This is a genomic window from uncultured Aliiroseovarius sp., assembly GCF_947497285.1.
In the GTDB taxonomy this organism is placed as follows: domain Bacteria; phylum Pseudomonadota; class Alphaproteobacteria; order Rhodobacterales; family Rhodobacteraceae; genus Aliiroseovarius.
The window spans coordinates 212,087-226,724 of record NZ_CANMFT010000007.1 but is presented as its reverse complement, the minus strand read 5'-3'; the positions used below and the strand labels follow the sequence as shown (position 1 = coordinate 226,724).

The window sequence follows — 14,638 nt, the reverse complement described above, 5'->3', positions numbered from 1 at the left end:
GCCGCACCGGTGATCATGTTCTTCACATAGTCAGCGTGGCCGGGGCAGTCGACGTGGGCGTAGTGACGCGCGTCGGTTTCATACTCAACGTGAGCGGTCGAGATCGTGATCCCGCGTGCTTTTTCTTCCGGCGCGCCGTCAATCTGGTCATACGCCTGGAAGTCACCGAAATACTTGGTGATCGCAGCGGTCAGCGTCGTTTTGCCGTGGTCAACGTGGCCAATCGTGCCAATGTTGACGTGCGGTTTGGAGCGTTCAAACTTTTCCTTAGCCATGTGCCATAAGCCTTGTGTCTGGTGGGGTTCCGCCGAACCCGGATTCATATCGCGCGCTGACTACTCGGTCGCGCAGGGAAAATCAAGACTTCCCTCACCTTTGGCGACTGGAATGCGTATTGTTTTCGCATCAACTCCAAAAGCTGGGCAAAGTTTGGGGTGTCGCCTGCGCAATCAAGCTGCGAGCGGCTTCTACGGCCAGCTTTTCTTGATCGCGTCGTCAGGCTGCGTGGCTGCACCTGTTTCAGGGGTGCAAACAGCTTGCAACGCCGTCCATTCCAACCCCGACAGGATAGAGCCATAGTCGCGTGTCGTGCTAACAGCGGCCTGCGAAGCTGCGATCCGCGCACCCATCTGCGGGTGTGACATGAAATGCGCAATGATACCTTCTGCGTCGCCATATTCGGCCCGCAAACGTTCAAACATGGTGCCCAGTGACGAAGGCGAGATATCAGCATTGTCCAGCAAAGCATGCGCATAGGCGTCGGCGGTAGCTTCCGCGGCTTGGCTGTAGGACGCATTCACCAGTTGGTTGGCCAGAAACAGGGTAATTGTGCCCCCGGCAAAGTCGCCAAACAGTAGCCCCAAAACGCCAAGCGACCCGGCGGACCTAAGCGCATCGCGGGTTGGATCTCGGTGCACGACATGTCCGATTTCATGAGCCAGAACCGCGGCAACTTCTTCGGCAGTTTCGGCTTGATCAATCAAACCACGAAAGAACACGATGCGTCCGCCCGGTAAGGCGAAGGCATTCACCATGTCATGATCAAGCACATGGATCTGCACGCCATACGGCAGGTCAGACGCTGGGTTTAGCCGCTGATACATCGCTTGCATCGCCGCATTGCCTGCAGGGTCGTCGCAAATCGGCGTGCCGGTAAAACCTGTTTCGTCCAGCGCCGTGCGAATCTGTTCGAACGTGGCGTCGCCCAAGGCTTTTTCGCCCTCCGGCGGCAGGATCTCTGCCAGTTGGGCCGCCATCAACGGCACAAGAACGAAAATGATCGTAACGACCGAGGCGACCGCCCCGCCGGCCCAGACCAGGAGCTTTGACAGCGGAACCATGTTGTCCCGCTTCTTGAGGTGCGACGCATGTGCCTGCACCTCGGCGATCAGGGCGGCATCGCGCAAATATAGGCGCGCGAGTTTGTTGTCAGATCGGCCAAGCACCAAGTTTGAAGGGTCCGCCTGGTCGGGAAGGCGTCGCACTTCAGCCCACGGCCAAAGCAGCGCGCTGCCATCCGGCATCTCGATCATCAAACCCGCAGATTGGGGCTGAAGATGCACCCGCGACACAAACGCGCGTTCGCCATGCACGAAATCTGCAAACCCAGTTTGTTGCGCCACCCGGTCGGTCATATCGCAGCCCCGACATCCAGCGCCTCGGCAAACCCTTCAGCCTCGGCGAACTCGTCCCGGTCGCGCTGTGCAATCAGATGCAAATCGGCGGCGTTCACGATGCGGGTTGCTTCGGCGAAATGGGCAGCAAGCGGTAGCGTGATCCACGCATGCGCCATCGCGCGATATCCCAAAAACAGACCGAAATAAGCGAGCACCAGAACGGGCACACTTGTCACAAGCATGTCTTCAAGTTGATCAAGGTCCGCGCCGTCGATCCCGAAATTACCGTGCAGCAAAAACAAACCGCCCAGCAGCACCAGAAAGAACCCGCTGATCACCAAATTCATCAAAAACCAGCCCAGCGCATAGATGCCAATGATGGTCCACGGCTTTGGAGACGACTGGAAACGGATCACGCCAAGCTCTTTCGCTTCGGTCATCCGCTTGAAGCTTTCCGCCCGCCAATAGGCAAGACCGTAGATCAGCCAGGGGGTGGTCAGGACAAACAGGGCAAACCAAGCAGGGTTCTCAGAAAACGCCGCCATTGCGCCACCGACACCGGACAAAAGCACGGGGTAGTAGACGTGCTTCATCGCCCCGAACAGCAAACCGCGTCGCCCCCCCTGCACGAACCGTTGATCCCCATAGTAGGTGCGCCCAGCTTTGTATTTCTCCAACCAAAGGGTCGTCAAAGGCCAAGTCAGCCCAAGCGTCACAAGTGCAAGCAGCCAATGCACGATGGACCGCCATGAAAACCCCCAGGCGCCAGGATCAAGCCCGAACCTGATCCCGCGCCAGCGCGTGCGCGCAAGGATGTAGCGTCGCGCGCGATACTGCGCGAAAAAGATGATCGGTGCGAGCCCAACGAAGCTGAGAAAGTAGGCCGCCACACTGCCCTGCAACAGCGCGAAGCTGAAATACATCAAAAGCAGGTTCATGATGCCGATATAGAACGCCATGAACACGACAGCGACCAAAAACCCCAACAGTTTCTCAAGCGGGTCGCCAACATATTCCAAGGGGATGCCGCCGGGACGGATGGCGCTCCAGTAATATCGGCGCAGTCGTGTTTTCGCCCAGAAGCGATAAAACCCCAACGTCAGAACCGTCAAAACCCCGGTTTTCAGCGCCAGCCAAAGCATCGGCCCCTTGCCCCCGGAATAGCTGATGGTCAGGACGGCAGGGGGCATTGATCACTCGAACTTGTTGTCACGCGGAAAGCCGTGCGGAGGGGCTTTGCCAACACCTGCCCGCTTGCCCAGCCACGGCGACATATCCGCCTCGGTCCGGGTGCGGTCGCCCGTGGCGGGCCAGGACAGGCCAACCTCCCAGTCAAAGGTCTTGAGGTCTGACAACCCACCGTCCAGTTCAAGCACACCCTGCTTGCCGCGTGCGCTGTGGTATTTCTGAAGCCGCACACCCTTGCCGCGTGTCATTTCGTTAATCTCAGTCACCGGGAAAACAAGCAGCTTGCGGTTCTCGGATACGATCGCGACATGATCCCCTTCGACCGGTTTGCATATCTTGGCGCGGGCGTCGCCCACATTCAGCACCTGCTTACCATTCTTGGTCTGCGCCAGAACATCATCTTCGTTGACGATAAACCCGTTCCCTTCGGTCGAGGCAACAAGCAGTCGTCGCCCCGGCTGGTGAATGAACAGATCGACGATCTCTGCCTCGTTCGGCAGATCAACCATCAGACGCAAAGGTTCGCCCATGCCCCGCCCGCCCGGCAGGTTTGCCGCCGACAGCGTGAAGAATTTGCCGTTCGAATCGAAGACCAGCAGCTTGTCGGTGGTTTCCGCATGGAACACGAAGCGGGGGGCATCACCGTCGCGGAACTTCAACTCGCGCGTCAGGTCGATATGCCCCGACATGGCACGAATCCAACCCATTTGCGAGCAGACAACGGTGATCGGTTCCTTCTCGATCATCGCCTCCAGCGGCACATCTTCGACTTCGCCCGCTTCGGCGAATTGCGTGCGTCGTGCACCGCCCTCGTAATCCTTGCCGAAAAGCTTTTTGGTTTCCTTCAACTGCTCCGCGATCCGGGCCCATTGCAGGTCGCCACTGTCCAGAAGATCCTCAAGACCTGCACGCTCTTCCATCAACTTGTCACGCTCGCGCACCAGCTCGATTTCCTCAAGGCGCCGCAAGCTGCGCAGGCGCATGTTCAGGATCGCGTCGGCCTGAAGCTCGGACAACTCACCTTCGCCCGGCGCGGGGCTGACATAATCCGTTTCGTTCATGGCGCGGACGTGATCGCGCGCCCAATCCTCGCGCATCAAGGCCGCTTTGGGGTCATCATCATAACGGATGATGTCGATCACGCGGTCGAGGTTCAGGAAGGCGACAATGAAGCCTTCCAACACCTCAAGCCGGTGGTCGATCTTTTCCATCCGGTGGGTCGAGCGGCGCAACAGCACGTCGCGGCGGTGATCAAGGAAGGCGCGCAGCACCTCCTTCATCGAGCAAACCTTCGGCGTCACACCGTCGATCAGCACGTTCATGTTCAGACTGAACCGTGTTTCAAGGTCCGAGTTGCGGAACATCAGGTTCATCAGAAGCTCGGCATCCACATTCTTGGATTTCGGTTCCAGCACGATCCGAACGTCATCGGCGCTTTCGTCACGAATGTCGCCAAGAATCGGAACCTTCTTGGTCTGGATCACCTCGGCAATCTTCTCGATCAGCTTGGATTTCTGAACCTGATACGGGATCTCGGTCACGACGATGTGCCATTGACCGCGCCCCAGATCCTCAATCTCCCACTTACAGCGTAGCCGGAACGATCCACGCCCGGTGCGATAGGCTTGCGCGATGTTTTCGCGCGGTTCGACGATGATGCCACCGGTGGGGAAATCCGGGCCCGGCACATAGTTCAAAAGGGTGTCGTCACGGGCGTCCGGCACCTTGATCAGATGCAGACAAGCGTCAATCAGCTCTGCGATATTGTGCGGCGGAATATTGGTGGCCATGCCAACCGCAATGCCCGACGAGCCGTTGGCCAACAGGTTTGGAAACTCGGCTGGCAAAACCACCGGTTCCGTCAGGCGACCATCATAATTGTCGCGATAGTCAACGGCGTTTTCGTCAAGACCGTTCAACATGGCCTCGGCGACGAAGGTCATCCGGGCCTCGGTGTATCGGCTGGCGGCGGGGTTGTCGCCGTCGATATTTCCGAAGTTACCTTGCCCGTCGACAAGCGGATAACGCACCGCGAAATCCTGCGCCAAACGCGCCATCGCATCATAGATTGCGGCATCGCCATGAGGGTGGAAATCCCCCATCGTGTCGCCAGAAATCTTGGCCGATTTCAGGAACTTGCCGCCTGATGCCAGTTTCAACCTCGACATCGCGTAAAGGATCCGCCGGTGCACTGGCTTCAACCCGTCACGCGCGTCAGGCAAGGCCCTGTGCATGATCGTTGACAATGCATAAGTCAGATAGCGGTCGCCAATGGCGCGGCGCAGCGGTTCGGCGATGTCCGATCCCTGCCTGTCGGGGTTTTCAGTTACATTATTCATGGAAGCTGTGTATCTTTGAGGGAGACTCGCGTAAAGCGGCTGCGGGGAAACTTATATTACATTCCCCGCGATAGATAAAAAAGTTCTTGTGTAGATGTTGTTTGAGTAGGGGGGATTATTATGGGTCTTATAAAGACAACACTGTTTGCAGCAGGTGCCTTGGGCGTTGCGATGCTGCACTTTGGCCGAGACAGCGGCCTGCCTGCAGACCGAATTGGGCGCGAACCGACCATCGCGCAGGAAACGATTCAGCCCGTTTCTGCCGCAGTTCAGGATGCTGGCATGCTTGCTTCGCCCGAAACTGCCAAGGGTGAGGTGATCGCGACAGCCAATGCGGCAATCGCGGACGCCCCGCAGGCCGCCTTTGCGGCAAGCCCTGTTGCGTTGGAAAACACCGCGCCAGCGCAAACACCAGCCGAACTGGCGGAAGAGGCAGCCCGGCTCATGGCAAGTTGGGTTGGAACGCCCCAACCTGCATCGCCCGCGATCGCACCAAGCCCGTCATCCTTGCAATCCGTTTTTGTGAGCGGCAGTTCGGTGAACATGCGGTCGGGACCATCCACTCAGCACGGCGTCGTTGCACGCCTGTCACGCGGCACCGAGGTCATTGATATGGGCCCTGCAGGAAGTGGTTGGAGCCAGATCAAGGTTGTTGCAACCGGCGACCGGGGCTTCATGGCATCGAAATTTCTGAAAACTCAACTCTGAACGAGCCATAGCAATACACGACATTCAACCGAGTGCACCTGAGCGGCGCGTCCTTTTTGCGGGGCGCGTCGCTTTTACATTGACCCCTTCTTTGACTGCCGCCTAAGTGCCTCTGCGCGACAAACAGGAACAAATATGCCCAAATCTCCTCAATCAATCCTGATCACCGGTTGTTCGTCCGGCATCGGTTATGATGCGGCCCATACATTGGCCAAACGCGGATGGCGCGTGTTTGCAACCTGCCGGCAAGAGGCGGATTGCGAACGTCTGCGGTCCGAAGGGCTGGAAAGCTTCCGACTGGATCACGCCGACGAGCAAAGCATGGACGCCGCCATGGCCGAAGTGCTGAACCGCACAGGCGGCACGCTCGACGCGCTGTTCAACAATGGCGCTTTCGCCATTCCAGGCGCCGTGGAAGATCTGCCGACAGACGCGCTGCGTCACATCTTCGAGACCAACCTGTTTGGCTATCACCACCTGACACGACTTGCGCTGCCTGTCATGCGCGCCCAAGGTCACGGCAGGATCATCAACAACTCGTCCGTGCTGGGCTTCGCAGCGCTTCCATGGCGCGGCGCCTATGTCGCCACAAAATTCGCGCTAGAGGGGCTAACGGATACATTGCGGCTTGAAATGCGGGGCATGGACATCAAGGTCATCCTGATCGAACCCGGCCCGATCACCACGCGCATCCGCGAGAACGCGATCCCACAGTTTGAACGCTGGATCGACTGGGAAAACAGCGCCCGCGCTGGGCTTTACCACAAACTGCGCGAACGCCTTTACGACGACAGCGGCACACCCGACACGTTCGAATTGCCGCCATCTGCCGTAACCGACAAGCTGGTCCACGCGCTGGAAAGCCGCAACCCAAAGCCACGTTATTATGTCACGACGGCCACCCGCATCGCCGGGATTGCGCGCCGCCTTTTGTCGACCCGTATCCTCGACCGGTTTACGCCCAACGGCTAGGCGCGACGGATTACCCCTCGCAATCTTGCGGTTTCGGGGCTATCTGAAACACGAGATACTGACCCAAGGAAACAGCATGTTCGACGATCCGCTATTTGCCCTAGTCGTAGTTGCGGTTGGCAGCGTTGCCATCATTCTATTGATGGGCATCGGCACGTTCGGCATCGGCGGAGAGACATCGCGCAAGCACTCGAACCGGTTCATGCGGTATCGGATATATGCGCAAGCCGTCGCGATCGCGCTGATCCTGCTGTTCGTTTGGATACGAGGAGGAAACGGCTGATGGTTGTCCTGAACAAGATTTACACGCGCACCGGCGACAAGGGCGAAACAGCACTGGGCGATGGGTCGCGCGTTGCGAAGCATTCGGCCCGCGTTGATGCCTATGGCACCGTGGACGAAACCAATGCCACGATTGGGCTGGCCAGACTGCATGCCGAAGGTGACATCGACGCGGCCTTGGCCCGCATCCAGAACGACCTGTTCGATCTGGGCGCTGACCTGTGCCGCCCGCATAGGGACAAGGATGACGAGGCCGAATACCCGCCGCTTCGGATGAATGACGCTCAGGTTGACCGGCTTGAGGCGGAAATCGACGCGATGAACAAAGCGTTGGAGCCCCTGCGCAGCTTCATCCTGCCCGGCGGGTCCGCGCTGGCCGCCTATCTGCATCTAACACGCACCGTAAGCCGCCGCGCCGAACGGCTGACGACCGAGCTTGCAACCGTCGAAGACGTGAACCCCGCCGCTATCAAATACCTGAACCGCCTGTCGGACTGGTGTTTCGTGGCCGCGCGTGTCGCAAATGACGACGGCAAATCGGACGTGCTTTGGGTGCCGGGGGCGAACCGCTAAGTCAGCTTGCAGGGCGTCACTTTACGGGAACCCAGATTTCATACGCCATCGCGTCCGCGCTGTTGCGTGGATCATCCGGGTAGCGTTCAAAACACGCGCCCTCACGTGGCTGTAGCCCTTTGGCCGGCAAATCCTTGGTGAAAACAAGGTCGAAGACTTGTGGCAATTCTTTCATAGGACCAAACGCCCGACGCACGGCATATCGCCCTTCTGACAAATCAACATAGCTTAAACCGGAAGCCAATGTTGCCGACCGGTCGGACACTTCGCGACCGACAGCATAACGAAATGCGCCGGTGGCATCGGCATCGAACGAAACACCAAACATCGCACCTTCGACACCGTGTTCGAACTGAGGGCCCGCATCGTAGAACGCTTGCCATTGGGCAGGAATGGTCGCGCGCGATTGCATGTCATAGGATTTCACTGTGCCCGCTATCGTCCGCGCCGGCGCGTCTAGGACCTCTAATGGTTCCGTTGTTGTCTGCATTTCGGACCCTCCTTGCCGATTCCCGTTCAATATGCACGCTGCTCCCACGCCGAAGCAAAAGGTCTTGATTGGCGCAGGGTGGAAACATTCTCGCAATGAATCCCCTGCAAAACCAAAAAACGCGGCGTCCTTAGCGCAGAACGTGACGATTTTACGCTGTTTTCAGCGCCCACGACCCGGTAAACGGGAGAAGAACTGAGACCGCCCCATCCGGGGCTTAATTGGGAGAGACACGCCAATGAAGGTGCTTGTGCCTGTGAAGCGCGTGATCGACTACAACGTGAAGGTTCGTGTGAAAGCGGACGGATCCGGTGTCGATCTTGCAAACGTAAAAATGTCGATGAACCCCTTTGACGAGATTGCCGTCGAAGAAGCCATCCGCCTGAAAGAAGCTGGTAAGGCCGACGAGATTGTCGTCGTGTCGATCGGCGTAAAGCAAAGCCAGGAAACGCTGCGCACCGCGCTTGCGATGGGCGCGGATCGCGCCATTCTGGTGGTTGCGGCTGATGATGTTCATAACGACATCGAACCGCTGGCCGTGGCCAAGATTTTGGCGAAAGTTGTGGAAGAAGAGCAGCCGGGCCTCGTGTTGGCCGGCAAGCAAGCCATCGACAACGACATGAACGCCACCGGCCAAATGCTGTCGGCCCTGCTGGGCTGGTCGCAAGGCACGTTTGCCTCTGAACTGGACATTGACGGCGACAAAGCCGTTGTGACCCGCGAAGTGGATGGCGGTCTTCAGACCATCAAGGTTTCGATGCCGACCATCGTCACCGTTGATCTTCGTTTGAACGAGCCGCGCTATGCGTCGCTGCCCAACATCATGAAGGCCAAGAAAAAGCCGCTGGACGAAAAAACTGCCGCCGATTACGGCGTCGACGTCACACCGCGCCTTGAGATCGTTTCGACCGCTGAACCCGCTTCGCGTGCCGCAGGCATCATCGTGGGTTCGGTCGACGAACTGGTAGAGAAACTTAAAGAAGCGGGGGCTGTATAATGGCTGTTCTTCTTCTCGCAGAAGTCAACAATGGCGAACTGGCGATGGACGCCACCGCCAAGGCTGTCACCGCCGCGAAAGCACTGGGTGACGTGACGGTTCTGGCCGCTGGCGCATCTGCCGCCGCTGCTGGCGACGCTGCCGCGAAAATCGACGGTGTGTCGAAGGTGCTGATCGCCGAAGATCCTTCGCTGGGTCATCGTCTGGCAGAATCAACCGCAGCGCTGATCGTGTCGCTGGCAGGTGATTACGAGCACATTGTTGCGCCCGCCACCACCGACGCCAAGAACGTGATGCCCCGTGTGGCAGCACTTCTGGACGTTATGGTGATCTCGGACGCATCGGGTGTGGTGGACGCCAACACGTTTGAACGCCCGATCTATGCCGGTAACGCCGTGCAGACCGTCAAATCGTCAGATGCCAAGAAGGTCATCACCTTCCGCACCTCGACCTTTGATGCGGCTGGCGAAGGCGGGTCGGCTTCGGTTGAGACCGTGTCTGCCGCTGATAACCCCGGTCTATCGGAATGGGTCGAAGACAAGGTTGCCGAAAGCGACCGGCCCGAGCTGACGTCGGCTGGCGTTGTCGTGTCCGGTGGTCGTGGCGTGGGGTCCGAAGACGACTTCGCGTTGATCGAGAAGCTGGCAGACAAGCTGGGCGCCGCTGTTGGCGCTTCGCGCGCGGCGGTTGACTCGGGCTACGCCCCGAACGACTGGCAGGTGGGCCAGACCGGTAAGGTCGTCGCCCCTGACCTCTACATCGCCGTTGGTATCTCGGGCGCGATCCAGCACTTGGCTGGCATGAAAGACTCCAAGATCATCGTCGCGATCAACAAAGACGAAGAAGCACCGATCTTCCAGGTTGCCGACTTCGGTCTGGTGGCCGACCTGTTCGACGCAGTGCCTGCGCTGACCGACAAGCTCTGATCAGACGGAAATCGAAAAAGCAAAGGCCCGCCTGAGTGGCGGGCCTTTCTATTTGAAATGGCCCAACGTTGGGAAAGCTCGACCGCCCTTTTCCGGTCGCACCCGCCGCGGTCACCGTCAAATCACCGTCTGAAGCACCTCTTGCAATGCGCGGTTTGCCTTTCGATGTGCAACCGTGCCCAGCATTTGATGGGTCGCGGGTTCATCCATGTCCGAATAGACAAGATCTTCACGCCCGACCGAAATCTCGCTTTCTGCCACGACGACCTCGACCAGTTCGCGCACGAAGGGCTTTACCTCGTTGATCATGTCCTGATCCACGAACAACGGGTCTGTTCCGTGAATACCGTCCCGTCCACCGTCAGCAATCGCGTGGTCCGACATCCACAACAAAACCACGTTGCCGTTCAAACGCGAGATCAGCATTTTCATCCGCGCCACCCAAGCTTCTCGCAATTCCTGCTGGATCATCGCAAACCGGTCAGCCGAAATCTCCTCCAACGTGTTCAGCAAATGACGCGTGAAATTGAATTCCGTAAAATCCACCTCGCGATAGATTGCTTTCAACAGCTTCGAGGCGCGCAGGAACCTGTCATTTCGGCGCGGATGAACCGCATAGAACCGGTTCGACATGTTGTGTGCGCCCATGATCTGCACCACTGTCATCTCTGCCTTCTTGCAAGCATCAATTAGGGTGTCATCATAGACGAAGGCGTCGACACCTGCGTTCGGACAGCCCAGATTTACCGACGTAATCCCTGCATCACGCTCGACCAGCGCCGGATAGGGGCGTTCGACAAATTTTCCATAGGTTTCTGTCCCGCCCAGCATCGCCAGATAGGGTTGCGTCAATTTCTTTTTCGGTCCTCGAAACAAAATCTTCGACGCGCCATATCGACACGGCACGTAATCAAGGGACCCTTTCCCAAGTGTCTCGTAAGCCATACCACCCACTCCAAATATATTTCACCCGAGACAGAGATTCGCACCGACCCGTTGCCAAATCGCTAATGCTCAAATGCAGGTAATTCTCTTAGTGGTCGCTTAACCCTTGCGCCTGTGCCGCAGCGCCGCATAGTCTGAGGCCAGACAAGGAAAGGGATAAGATGACCATCGAGACCGTAGGGGTTGTGGGCGCCGGCCAAATGGGCAACGGCATTGCACACGTGTTGGCATTGGCCGGGTATGAAGTGCGCCTGAACGACATCAGCCAAGACAGTCTGGACGCCGCGATTGCACGCATCGCCAAGAACATGGATCGCCAGGTGTCCCGCGATGCCATTACCCAAACCGAACGTGACACAGCGATGGGTTTGATCTCGACCACGATGAAGCTGCCAGAGCTTGGCGCGACTGATTTGATCATCGAGGCCGCCTCTGAAAACGAAGCACTGAAGAAACAGATTTTCGATGGGCTGCTGCCGCACCTGAAGCCTGACACCATCCTGACATCCAACACCTCGTCGATCTCGATCACGCGGCTGGCCAGCGGCACCGACCGCCCGGAACGCTTCATGGGGTTCCACTTCATGAACCCCGTGCCGTTGATGCAACTGGTCGAATTGATCCGCGGCATTGCAACAGACGAACCCACATTCAACGCCTGTCTTGGCGTCGTGGAGCGGTTGGGCAAAACTGCCGCCAGCGCTGAAGACTTCCCCGCTTTCATCGTCAATCGTATCCTGATGCCGATGATCAACGAGGCCGTCTATACGCTTTACGAAGGCGTTGGGTCGGTGAAGAGCATCGACACCTCGTTGAAGTTGGGGGCCAACCACCCGATGGGGCCGCTTGAGCTGGCTGACTTCATTGGTCTTGATACCTGTCTTGCCATCATGAACGTCTTGCATGACGGGTTGGCCGATACCAAATATCGCCCCTGCCCGCTTTTAACAAAATACGTCGAAGCCGGGTGGCTGGGCCGCAAGTCGAAACGAGGGTTTTATGATTATCGTGGCGATGAGCCGGTCCCGACGCGGTAATCCAGACCAACACGCAAGATCAGGGCCTGATCGGGGGCCTTTTCGCGACAGCCTGCAACTTAGCCTTTTCCAAGCGCCAGCGTGTGATCGCGCAGCCATGTCATAAACCCACGTGGGTCTGTGTGCAGACGTTCCATCTGCTCTTCATTCAGGGGTTCGCCGACAACCGGGCTTACCGGACGATTGCAACTGTTCACGATCTCATGCAGCAAAAGCGCCTGCCGCATCGTTGCTGAAAGTCGGTTTGCAATCTGATACCAACGCGAATTTGCACCCGGGAAATAGATCGGAACGACGCGGGCGCCGGAACGACGAATAAGCTGCGCGGTGAAGACATTCCATTCGCGTTCAATTGCCGGCCCCATCAATGTCTTTGACGACGCAACCACACCTGACGGAAACAAGGTTACAAGCCCGCCAGCTTTCAGATGTGCCATGGTTGCAGCGCGCATATCGACCATCTTTTGTTGCGCGTCTGGATCGTGCGGAAAAGGCACCGGGATCATATAGGATGACGCAACAGCATCCAGACCATCCAACACGGATCGCGTCAGGATGCGATAATCATCCCGGCGTCGCCCGATGAGTTCAGCCAGCACCATCCCATCCACCAACCCATGCGGGTGATTGGCCACCACAACCACCGGCCCCGCGTTGGGGATGTTGGCCAACTGGTCATCAGGCGTTTGAACCTGAATGCCCATGACATCCAGACAAGCGGTCCAAAAGGCATGGCCCATCGGCGCGCCACGTCGTTCAAGCTTGCGCACCATTCGCAAGATAGACAGCTTGCCAGTGCCCCATTCGACCGCGCGAATGACGACAGACTGCACCGGATTGTTGAACGAATTCGCGTAGGTCAGACTGCGTCGGTCGTAGTGATCAAAGGACAGGTTGTCCCGCGCCACTTCTCCGATTTCATTGTTCGCCTTCTGCACCACGGTCCATCCTATCGCATTCACGCAAAGAAAAGGTCATTACATGCCTTCGCCGAACTTGTCAGCAACCAAAGCCTCCAGCGCCTCTAGCAATTCGGGGGCTTGTGGGCCAGCGGTTTCAACATGGATCGATGTGCCCTGCGACGCGGCAAGCATTAACAAGCCCATGATCGAATCCCCTTCCGCATCCAAACCATCCTTGGAAACGCGCGCCGTCGCATCATGACATTCCACTGTCTCGACGAATTTGGCCGAGGCCCGCGCGTGCAGGCCCTTTACGTTGACAATTTCCAGATCACGGCTGGTGCTCATGGCCCTATACCCCCTGTATACCGTCCATACAGTCGATATATTTTCGCCCTGCTGCAAGCGCCTTTTCCGTTGCCTTGCCTATCGGCAAATGTCTGGATTTCGCAAGCTTGACCAACATCGGCAAATTGGCCCCGTAAAGGATCATCCGATCTGGCTTGCTACAGGCAGGCAGCGAAAGATTGGCTGGCGATCCGCCGAACATGTCAACGACAACGATCACGCCGTCGCCCTGGTCGACACTGTCCGCCGCGGTCGAGATTTCGTCACTCTTACTGTCGCGATCGCATTCCGCATCTGTCGAAATAGCACGCATGCCAGATTGCTTGCCGACGACGTGTTCGACAGCGGCCAGGTATTCCCTGGCAAGCCCGCCATGCGCGACGATCACGATGCCGATCACGCTCATTACCCCAACTTGTTTGACGCCAGTCCCGCTTCGGCCCGGCGTTCCAATTCCCGGTGTCTAATTGACACCTGCCAGCCCTTCTGCGCAAGCGTCTTTGCCAACCTTTCCGTCAGGGCAACCGAACGGTGTTGCCCACCTGTGCAGCCAAAGCCGATGGCCAGATGCGATTTCCCCTCTTCCCCGTAGGCGGGGATGAGGAATTCGACCAGCTCGGACACTCGCGTAAAGAATTCGTCGAATCGTTCGTCTGCCGCCACATAGTCCGCGACCGCCGCCGATCGCCCGTCCAATACGCGCAAGTCGGCTTCCCAATGCGGGTTTCGCAGGAAACGAGCATCCAGCACCATATCAAGACCGCGCGGAACGCCGCGTTTATACGAAAACGAGTGGACCGATACGGCCAGATTCTCGGCGCCCGATTCCGACAGCCATCGCATGATTTCATCTTTGAGGTCATGCGGTGACAGCTCGGAGGTGTCGATCAGCACATCTGCGCGCCCGCGCACCGGGATCAACAACTCTATCTCCCGCGTGATCCCATGGTCAGGCGTTTCGGCTGGGGCCAGAGGGTGGCGCCGCCGGGTCTCGGAATATCGGCGGATCAACACATCGCGTGAGCAGTCCAGATACAGAACCTCAACCTCATGGGTGTGGTCCTCGCGCAGGTCCTCGATCACCTGCAGCATCATCTCGGTCGAAAAATCGCGGTTGCGCACATCAACGCCCAGCGCCAGAGGACGCCCCAGCGCAGGCCCCGACAGAACCCGGCTGATCAACGACAGCGGAAGGTTGTCGATCACCTCATAGCCGATGTCTTCCAGCACGCGAATGGCGGTCGTTCGTCCAGCCCCGGAAGGTCCGGTTACCAGAACAACCTTTTGTTCGATCTTGTCGCTGTCATCCGCCATT

At 58.0% G+C, this 14,638-nt stretch carries 17 protein-coding genes; 7 read left to right on the top strand and 10 right to left on the bottom strand.

All coding sequences use genetic code 11. From position 1 onward, the window contains the following. From Q0864_RS13645 to parC, 4 genes are all read right to left on the bottom strand, one after another. Nucleotides 1-275: GTP-binding protein (locus Q0864_RS13645; RefSeq protein ID WP_298570847.1), on the bottom strand; the 275-nt coding region annotated here is incomplete at its 3' end. Nucleotides 276-467: 192 nt separating this feature from the next. Next, nucleotides 468-1,634, bottom strand: coding sequence for a M48 family metallopeptidase (locus Q0864_RS13640; protein WP_298570845.1), 1,167 nt, complete (start codon nucleotides 1,632-1,634; stop codon nucleotides 468-470). Then, nucleotides 1,631-2,806, bottom strand: a complete 1,176-nt coding sequence (locus Q0864_RS13635; protein WP_298570843.1) for a DUF898 family protein — start codon at nucleotides 2,804-2,806, stop codon at nucleotides 1,631-1,633. Before Q0864_RS13635 ends, Q0864_RS13640 begins: the two co-directional genes overlap by 4 nt. Before the next feature lie 3 nt (nucleotides 2,807-2,809). Continuing rightward, a complete protein-coding gene (gene parC / locus Q0864_RS13630; protein ID WP_298570841.1) occupies nucleotides 2,810-5,143 on the bottom strand; it encodes a DNA topoisomerase IV subunit A in 2,334 nt (777 codons plus the stop codon). A gap of 120 nt (nucleotides 5,144-5,263) precedes the next feature. On the opposite strand from parC, the gene Q0864_RS13625 reads away from it, so the two are divergent. From Q0864_RS13625 to Q0864_RS13610, 4 genes are all read left to right on the top strand, one after another. Then, on the top strand, nucleotides 5,264-5,851 hold the full coding sequence (locus tag Q0864_RS13625; RefSeq protein ID WP_298570839.1) for an SH3 domain-containing protein: 588 nt from the start codon (nucleotides 5,264-5,266) through the stop codon (nucleotides 5,849-5,851). 135 nt (nucleotides 5,852-5,986) lie between these two features. Then, the gene (locus tag Q0864_RS13620) at nucleotides 5,987-6,823 is read left to right on the top strand and encodes an SDR family NAD(P)-dependent oxidoreductase (protein WP_298570838.1); all 837 of its coding nucleotides are present in this window, start codon (nucleotides 5,987-5,989) and stop codon (nucleotides 6,821-6,823) included. 76 nt (nucleotides 6,824-6,899) lie between these two features. Then, on the top strand, nucleotides 6,900-7,106 hold the full coding sequence (locus tag Q0864_RS13615) for a twin transmembrane helix small protein (RefSeq protein WP_298570836.1): 207 nt from the start codon (nucleotides 6,900-6,902) through the stop codon (nucleotides 7,104-7,106). Continuing rightward, complete coding sequence (locus Q0864_RS13610) at nucleotides 7,106-7,678, top strand: cob(I)yrinic acid a,c-diamide adenosyltransferase (protein ID WP_298570835.1); 573 nt, start codon at nucleotides 7,106-7,108, stop codon at nucleotides 7,676-7,678. Before Q0864_RS13615 ends, Q0864_RS13610 begins: the two co-directional genes overlap by 1 nt. Before the next feature lie 16 nt (nucleotides 7,679-7,694). Here Q0864_RS13610 and Q0864_RS13605 read toward each other — a convergent pair whose 3' ends face one another. After that, complete coding sequence (locus Q0864_RS13605) at nucleotides 7,695-8,168, bottom strand: GyrI-like domain-containing protein (RefSeq protein ID WP_298570833.1); 474 nt, start codon at nucleotides 8,166-8,168, stop codon at nucleotides 7,695-7,697. A gap of 238 nt (nucleotides 8,169-8,406) precedes the next feature. On the opposite strand from Q0864_RS13605, the gene Q0864_RS13600 reads away from it, so the two are divergent. Further along, nucleotides 8,407-9,165, top strand: a complete 759-nt coding sequence (locus Q0864_RS13600) for an electron transfer flavoprotein subunit beta/FixA family protein (RefSeq protein ID WP_298570831.1) — start codon at nucleotides 8,407-8,409, stop codon at nucleotides 9,163-9,165. Further along, nucleotides 9,165-10,091 (top strand): FAD-binding protein, encoded by a 927-nt coding sequence (locus Q0864_RS13595; RefSeq protein ID WP_298570829.1) that lies wholly within the window; start codon nucleotides 9,165-9,167, stop codon nucleotides 10,089-10,091. Before Q0864_RS13600 ends, Q0864_RS13595 begins: the two co-directional genes overlap by 1 nt. 117 nt (nucleotides 10,092-10,208) lie before the next feature. On the opposite strand, the gene Q0864_RS13590 is transcribed toward Q0864_RS13595, so the two are convergent. After that, complete coding sequence (locus Q0864_RS13590; RefSeq protein ID WP_298570827.1) at nucleotides 10,209-11,036, bottom strand: DUF6473 family protein; 828 nt, start codon at nucleotides 11,034-11,036, stop codon at nucleotides 10,209-10,211. 161 nt (nucleotides 11,037-11,197) lie between these two features. Here Q0864_RS13590 and Q0864_RS13585 point away from each other — a divergent pair, with 161 nt between their 5' ends. After that, nucleotides 11,198-12,073 carry a 3-hydroxybutyryl-CoA dehydrogenase gene (locus tag Q0864_RS13585; RefSeq protein ID WP_298570826.1) on the top strand — a complete coding sequence of 292 codons (876 nt, stop codon included), beginning with the start codon at nucleotides 11,198-11,200 and terminating at the stop codon, nucleotides 12,071-12,073. 59 nt (nucleotides 12,074-12,132) lie between these two features. Here the strand turns inward: Q0864_RS13585 and Q0864_RS13580 are convergent, their stop codons facing one another. From Q0864_RS13580 to rapZ, 4 genes are read right to left on the bottom strand one after another with little or no spacing between them, the layout of a single operon-like run. Further along, nucleotides 12,133-13,011 carry a lysophospholipid acyltransferase family protein gene (locus Q0864_RS13580; protein WP_298570824.1) on the bottom strand — a complete coding sequence of 293 codons (879 nt, stop codon included), beginning with the start codon at nucleotides 13,009-13,011 and terminating at the stop codon, nucleotides 12,133-12,135. A 39-nt stretch (nucleotides 13,012-13,050) separates the two neighbouring features. Beyond that, on the bottom strand, nucleotides 13,051-13,323 hold the full coding sequence (locus Q0864_RS13575; protein ID WP_298570822.1) for an HPr family phosphocarrier protein: 273 nt from the start codon (nucleotides 13,321-13,323) through the stop codon (nucleotides 13,051-13,053). Nucleotides 13,324-13,327: 4 nt separating this feature from the next. After that, complete coding sequence (locus Q0864_RS13570) at nucleotides 13,328-13,723, bottom strand: PTS fructose transporter subunit IIA (RefSeq protein ID WP_298570869.1); 396 nt, start codon at nucleotides 13,721-13,723, stop codon at nucleotides 13,328-13,330. Between the two features lie 5 nt (nucleotides 13,724-13,728). Continuing rightward, nucleotides 13,729-14,637, bottom strand: a complete 909-nt coding sequence (gene rapZ / locus Q0864_RS13565; RefSeq protein ID WP_298570820.1) for an RNase adapter RapZ — start codon at nucleotides 14,635-14,637, stop codon at nucleotides 13,729-13,731. Between the last annotated feature and the right edge of the window lies 1 nt (nucleotide 14,638).

What these genes read in the sequence shown, in the direction of transcription:
- Q0864_RS13620 (WP_298570838.1), top strand. Translation starts at nt 5,987, where the DNA reads ATGCCCAAATCTCCTCAATCAATCCTGATCACCGGTTGTTCGTCCGGC.
- Q0864_RS13635 (WP_298570843.1), bottom strand. Translation starts at nt 2,806, where the DNA reads ATGCCCCCTGCCGTCCTGACCATCAGCTATTCCGGGGGCAAGGGGCCG.
- Q0864_RS13615 (WP_298570836.1), top strand. Translation starts at nt 6,900, where the DNA reads ATGTTCGACGATCCGCTATTTGCCCTAGTCGTAGTTGCGGTTGGCAGC.
- parC (WP_298570841.1), bottom strand. Translation starts at nt 5,143, where the DNA reads ATGAATAATGTAACTGAAAACCCCGACAGGCAGGGATCGGACATCGCC.
- Q0864_RS13625 (WP_298570839.1), top strand. Translation starts at nt 5,264, where the DNA reads ATGGGTCTTATAAAGACAACACTGTTTGCAGCAGGTGCCTTGGGCGTT.
- Q0864_RS13575 (WP_298570822.1), bottom strand. Translation starts at nt 13,323, where the DNA reads ATGAGCACCAGCCGTGATCTGGAAATTGTCAACGTAAAGGGCCTGCAC.
- rapZ (WP_298570820.1), bottom strand. Translation starts at nt 14,637, where the DNA reads ATGGCGGATGACAGCGACAAGATCGAACAAAAGGTTGTTCTGGTAACC.
- Q0864_RS13585 (WP_298570826.1), top strand. Translation starts at nt 11,198, where the DNA reads ATGACCATCGAGACCGTAGGGGTTGTGGGCGCCGGCCAAATGGGCAAC.
- Q0864_RS13610 (WP_298570835.1), top strand. Translation starts at nt 7,106, where the DNA reads ATGGTTGTCCTGAACAAGATTTACACGCGCACCGGCGACAAGGGCGAA.
- Q0864_RS13595 (WP_298570829.1), top strand. Translation starts at nt 9,165, where the DNA reads ATGGCTGTTCTTCTTCTCGCAGAAGTCAACAATGGCGAACTGGCGATG.
- Q0864_RS13590 (WP_298570827.1), bottom strand. Translation starts at nt 11,036, where the DNA reads ATGGCTTACGAGACACTTGGGAAAGGGTCCCTTGATTACGTGCCGTGT.
- Q0864_RS13605 (WP_298570833.1), bottom strand. Translation starts at nt 8,168, where the DNA reads ATGCAGACAACAACGGAACCATTAGAGGTCCTAGACGCGCCGGCGCGG.
- Q0864_RS13600 (WP_298570831.1), top strand. Translation starts at nt 8,407, where the DNA reads ATGAAGGTGCTTGTGCCTGTGAAGCGCGTGATCGACTACAACGTGAAG.
- Q0864_RS13640 (WP_298570845.1), bottom strand. Translation starts at nt 1,634, where the DNA reads ATGACCGACCGGGTGGCGCAACAAACTGGGTTTGCAGATTTCGTGCAT.